The sequence below is a fragment of the Candidatus Tiamatella incendiivivens genome, assembly GCA_015522635.1.
Taxonomy (GTDB): Archaea; Thermoproteota; Thermoprotei_A; order Sulfolobales; family Acidilobaceae; genus Tiamatella; species Tiamatella incendiivivens.
This window is the reverse complement of the sequence record WALW01000011.1, coordinates 1-5,548: the sequence shown is the minus strand read 5'-3', so window position 1 is coordinate 5,548 and position 5,548 is coordinate 1. Positions and strand designations below refer to the sequence as shown.

General features: G+C 41.7%; 5 protein-coding genes. 2 read left to right on the top strand and 3 right to left on the bottom strand.

Going from position 1 to position 5,548, the window contains the following annotated elements:
* Nucleotides 1–878, top strand: an 878-nt coding sequence (locus tag F7B60_02760; protein ID MCE4614438.1) for a hypothetical protein, incomplete at its 5' end; no start/stop codon positions are given.
* A gap of 6 nt (nucleotides 879–884) precedes the next feature.
* On the opposite strand, the gene F7B60_02755 is transcribed toward F7B60_02760, so the two are convergent.
* The 3 genes from F7B60_02755 to F7B60_02745 are packed head-to-tail and all read right to left on the bottom strand — an operon-like array spanning nucleotide 885 to nucleotide 4,351.
* Nucleotides 885–2,042: a magnesium transporter gene (locus tag F7B60_02755; GenBank protein ID MCE4614437.1), complete on the bottom strand. Its 1,158-nt coding sequence runs from the start codon at nucleotides 2,040–2,042 to the stop codon at nucleotides 885–887.
* 47 nt (nucleotides 2,043–2,089) lie between these two features.
* Nucleotides 2,090–4,048, bottom strand: coding sequence for an arginine--tRNA ligase (locus tag F7B60_02750; protein MCE4614436.1), 1,959 nt, complete (start codon nucleotides 4,046–4,048; stop codon nucleotides 2,090–2,092).
* Between the two features lie 3 nt (nucleotides 4,049–4,051).
* A complete protein-coding gene (locus F7B60_02745) occupies nucleotides 4,052–4,351 on the bottom strand; it encodes a DUF167 family protein (protein ID MCE4614435.1) in 300 nt (99 codons plus the stop codon).
* A gap of 108 nt (nucleotides 4,352–4,459) precedes the next feature.
* Here F7B60_02745 and F7B60_02740 point away from each other — a divergent pair, with 108 nt between their 5' ends.
* A complete protein-coding gene (locus F7B60_02740) occupies nucleotides 4,460–5,476 on the top strand; it encodes a D-glycerate dehydrogenase (GenBank protein MCE4614434.1) in 1,017 nt (338 codons plus the stop codon).
* The last annotated feature ends 72 nt before the right edge of the window (nucleotides 5,477–5,548 follow it).

The window sequence follows — 5,548 nt, the reverse complement described above, 5'->3', positions numbered from 1 at the left end:
TGGAGAAGAACAGGCTGGTGAGGGAGATACTGATAAGGAAGTCCAGGGGGTCACCACTGACCATAGCCAGAGTACCCTTCGCGATAACAGAGAAAGGCCTACGCGTCTGGGCCCCACCCAGCCTAGAAACAATACCACCACTAGAAGAATCCCGGACATTCAAAATGCCCTGTAATGTAGTAAATAGATATCTGGATGGATTGTTTGGAGGAACAAGTATCTATATTTCTTATCCCCCTGATGCCAGACCTCCTAGAATCTTGGGCTTTACATTTCTCACTGGTTTTTTGAATGATGCAAAACTGCTTTTTATCACTTTTAGAACCCCTCCATCGCAGATTAAAGAGATTATTTTCAATGAACTCGTCAAAAAAGCTTGTAAAGAATTAAGGGAAGGTGAGTTTAAACAGTATATAGAAAGGCGGGTTAAGTATCTTAGTTTTAATCCTTCAGCATTTAGTTTGGAGGAGCTGTACAATAGGTTGCTTTACATAATTGGGAATATTAAACCTGAAATAGTGGTTTTCTTGGGGCTTGACTCAGTAACTCTAGAAGATAGAAGCCATTTTGACCTGTTAATGAATCTCATGCTTCACTTGAAAATTAGGGGAATGTTGATCTTCAATTTAGTTGCTCATGCAGATAACTTAGCTGCTCATGCAGATAACAGTGGTATGGAGTACATGTATTATTCAAGGATTGCAGATGTAGTTGGGAGATACATATATTACTATGATGAAAGAGAGGGTAAATTCAAGTATAATTTTTACCTCTGGAAACAAGGCCTTGATCCTATTATCTTATCCTATGAAAAGTTAGTCGAATGTAATGAGGATATGGTAAGCCTAACTCGTAAGTGTGTAGGGCATAGTCCTTAGGTTTCATTATATTATAGCTAGGGCGATTATGGGTAGGATTATCGTTCCAGCTAGATCTGTTATGCCTGTAGTTAGTGGTAGAATAGTATTGTCAGGGTCTACTTCTTTCTCGTATGTCGCCTTGACTAGTATGCTTGAGAGTATACTACCTATTATTGCTACTATTAATCCTCCGGTGAATAAGGTTGCAGTCATAGATAGGAGAGGTGTTGTACTGTATGCTTTGTTTATTATTGGGAGTATAATCATTGTGGGGAACATTGCTATATGCGCCTGTAACAGTAGTATGAGTTCTTCAACGGTGAATTCATATGATTTCTTTCCAGCGGTTCCCAGGTAGGCCATTGTGCTTGTTTTCGCTGCTACTACTGCTGCTACTGCCCCCACATCTTCTAGGAAACTCGGATATAACGGCATGAGGCCTTTCTTCTCTAGGATTCTGGCTGACCATCTTGCAAGTATTGCACCTGTTATTGACTCTATTATGGAGACTATGAGTAAGCTACTCATAGTCTGTATGAAGATAGACCTTGATTTTTTATTGATTGTTAGGACAACTGTTACTAATGTGAGTGTGCTGCTTATTAGAAGCGTTAAAATAAGTGGATGCATGACTATCCATATGGCTCCTATTGTTGCTGCAGCCAGGCTAGGGATTGTTATCCCATCCCCTAGTACCGTTATTACTGGTGCAGATACTCTGTCTGGGTCAACTCCCTTTTTGAAGAATAGAACGCTGAGAAATACTGTACCAGGCATCATTACGATCCAGGATATTGCTGTGGAGGTTATGCTTATTGCTATTGTTAGAGGGATGCTTATTCCACTGAAGAGTCCGGCGAGGAATCCTACGATTAGGGAGTTAGTGAAACTAAGTGTTATACCATGGCTCCATTCATTCCTTGCTACGTTACTATACTTTGCCTCGTAAATTCCTAGATGAAGGTTTGTAGATACTCGTGATGCTAGGCTTGTATATATGCTTCCCCGCATATTTGCTAGTCCGGGTAGAACCGCTAGAGCTTCCGGGTGGTTTTTAAAGAATACAAGGAATATAGCCATAATAGTAATGTTTACTATGTCCCCCAGGTTGGCTGCAAGGAGGCCCCCTGTGATTTCCCCAGTATCTTTTAGGAACCTCTTTGGGGGCCTCCATTTCTGCAAGGCTTCACACCACTTTCATACACCGTTAAGCGGATGCTAGTGTAAGTTTACATCCTAGGGGTTAATGGGATTCCTATTAGCTTCATTCCTAGTCCTAGCATTTCCTTTACAAGTAGCGTTAGAGCTGCTTTATACATTTTTACACCATAATCTTTCTCTTGGAGGACGCTGTCCCTTTGGTACCAGCTATTGAATACGTCTGCCAGTTCCACCAAATAGTTTGACAGCAATTCTGGTTTCAGGTCGTCTGCAGCTTTAGCGGCGAAATATGGTAGGCGTATAGTTGCCAGTAAGAGGTTTCTTATTACTGGGTTCTTAGCCGTATTGTAGGTAATGTTGCTCCAATCTATTTCCCCTTGTTTTCTAAGTATACCGTTTGCTCTCGCATATGTGTACTGTATGTATGGGCCACTGTTGCCCTCGAAGCTTGTCGCCCTGTCCACGGAGTAGATTATGGGCCTCATCGCGTTTATAGATGTCATAGAGTACCTTACTGCTCCTACAGCTATTTTCCACGCAATATTCTCTTTCTCATTCTCATCTAGTCCTGGATTCCTCTTTTCTACTTCACTTAAGGCTTTCCCATATGTTTCCTGTAGAACCGTGTCTAGACCTAGGAGTCTTCCTTTTCTCCCGGACATCCTTTCCCCTGGGAGCCTGACTATTTCGTATGAGTAATGGGTAGTGTTTAATGCTTCCTTCTCGTATCCGAGGGTATATAGTGCTAGTCTTATTTGGATTTGAGGCAGTTTCTGGTCGGCTCCTATGACGTTGATAACGTTGTCTGCTCTTGTTTCCCTGTATTTATATATAGTGTATGCGATGTCACGGGTTGTATACAATGTGGTTCCGTCGCTTCTGGCTAGTATAAGAGGGGGTATTTCAAGAGTTCTTGGTAACTCAATGTGTTGGATTACTTCCTGGGATGAAGCCGCTTCCCTTAAATCCAGTGCGAGTGCTTCTTTATAGATGGTTGCATAGGGGCTTCCCTTAGCTTCTTCGATGATTTTCCATACTAAACCACTCCAAACAACATCGCTCTCCCAGTCCCAACTATCGAAGCCTACATCCATTAAATCTAGCGTTTCCTTGAAACCTTCCAAACTAGCTTCCACACTATCTCTTACAAGCTGGACAGTTTTTTCATCTGCCTTGTTCTCATAGGAATACATAATGTCTTTCAATTCTTCAAAGGGATCTTTTTTCTCTTTCAACTCCTCGAATGCTTCTAGAAGTTTATCTCCCAAACCTTCGGGAGCGTTATCAAGTACCTTAGACAGATTTATCAAAAGGTCGTCACGTTTACTAATAAGATCTTTTTCCGCCTCGTCTCCTTCAGCTTCATTGATCTTTTTAGTCAGATCATAGATATCTAACAATAAGTGAGTTATGCTATAGACGTATCCAATAACCCAGTCTGGCTTAAGCCCATATTCCCTTGCTAGATCCCTTACACTTAAGCCTACAAGTTTGACTCCTAATGCAGCAACAGCAGATTGACGCCCCACATCATCAATATAGAATCTAGTGTTAACAAGGTGTCCTCGAGCCTCCAAGAGTCTTGCAAGCGTATCTCCTAGACTGCTATTTCTAGCATGTCCCATGTGGAGAGGGTGAACAGGATTGGCGCTTGTGTGCTCAATTACAATAGTTTTCCTATCGGGTGTTTGTGGTATAGTTATTGCATTCTCTTTCACCTTACTGAAATATGCTTGGGATAAACCGGTTTCATCCAGAATTATATTCAGGTAGCCATTCTCAAGTGATACACTTAACATGTAAATAGACAATTCCTCATTGCCTGTAACTCTAGACTCTACCTTTGAGAATAATTCATTTGTACTAACACCTAGTTTCTTAGCGTACCGGATTAGGGGAAAACTGAGATCCCCATATTTTCCCCCGCTACTCGTTCGCAAAAGTTTGACAAGTTCATTCTTCCCAGTATTCGTGACTTCAGATAATATGCTAGTGATTATATCAATGAACTTGTAATAAGGATCCATTATTTACACCCCACAGATTTTCCCAGCCAAGTCTTTGCAATCGACATTGTATACCCTCAACATTTTATCCCTGGACTTGAACCCTGATTCTATTTTGGCTTTTACTTTCATCTTCTTCTTAAATAGCTTGACAACATCCTCATTTGCTCGGCCGCCTCTAGGAGGTGATGTTACTCGGACTATTATAGAATCACTAGCGAACAGTATCTCTTCTTTCTTTGAAGACGGGTATACCTGAATCCTTAGAATGCAATCCTCCTTATCTCTCATAACTAGCTTGTCCATAGCTTCCATGCAATTCATAGGCATCAACACCAACTTTTGCCTTGTTGTCTGGTGACATTAATAACCGGCAACAAACAATCTTATCTAAACGGTTCGAATTTATTCGATATTGGGAGGTAACAAACTATGCGTCCGAGGGTTTTCATATCAAGAGAAATACCTAGCAAAGGCCTTGAGATGATAAAACAACACTTCGACATAGATGTGTGGGGTGAGTACACAGCTCCTCCTTATGAAGTAGTCTTGGAGAAAGCAAAACAAGCAGATGCTTTAGTAACATTACTCACAGACAAAATAGACTGCAATTTAATTGAAACTGGAGTGAGAAACAAGCTGAGAATCATTAGCCAGTATGCTGTGGGATTCGATAACATTGATATTGGTTGTGCAACAAAAAACGGGGTATATGTGACGAATACTCCTGGCGTATTAACGGATGCTACTGCCGATTTAACTTGGGCATTAATCTTAGCTACAGCGAGAAGGATAGTTGAATCTGATAAATTTGTACGAGGTGGAAAATGGTATAAAAGTAGGACTGGCTGGCATCCTATGATGATGCTAGGACTAGAGATACATGGAGCCACACTAGGAGTCATCGGTATGGGAAGGATAGGCAGAGCGGTTGCGAAGAGAGCTAGGGGATTCGACATGAGGGTGCTGTATTATGATAAGTACAGGCTTCCAGGAGAAGTCGAGAGAAGCCTCTGCACAACATACGTCGACTTGGATACTCTCCTCAGGGAAAGTGATGTAGTCACCATACATACACCATTAACTAAGGAGACTTATCACTTAATAGGCGAAAATAAACTCAAGAAAATGAAGCCAACAGCTATCCTTGTTAATACCAGCAGGGGCAAAGTGATAGACACCTATGCGCTAGCGAAGGCATTATCGGAGAAATGGATAGCAGGAGCAGGGCTCGACGTCCATGAAGAAGAACCCCTACCGCCTGATCACCCATTGACGAAACTAGGCAATGTTGTACTTGCACCCCATATAGGTAGTGCTACCCATAAAACCAGAACCAGAATGGCAACTCTAGTCGCAGAAAACCTAATTGCATTCCTCAACGGAGAAGTACCACCAACACTCGTTAACAAAGAAGTACTAAAGGTGAAGAGCCCTGGATTCAAATGAGCAAAACGAGTACGAGGAAACGTTAAAGAAAACAGCGAACCTTCCCGTTGCTGATATAGAAAGAATATGGTT

What these genes read in the sequence shown, in the direction of transcription:
- F7B60_02750 (MCE4614436.1), bottom strand. Translation starts at nt 4,048, where the DNA reads ATGGATCCTTATTACAAGTTCATTGATATAATCACTAGCATATTATCT.
- F7B60_02745 (MCE4614435.1), bottom strand. Translation starts at nt 4,351, where the DNA reads ATGAATTGCATGGAAGCTATGGACAAGCTAGTTATGAGAGATAAGGAG.
- F7B60_02740 (MCE4614434.1), top strand. Translation starts at nt 4,460, where the DNA reads ATGCGTCCGAGGGTTTTCATATCAAGAGAAATACCTAGCAAAGGCCTT.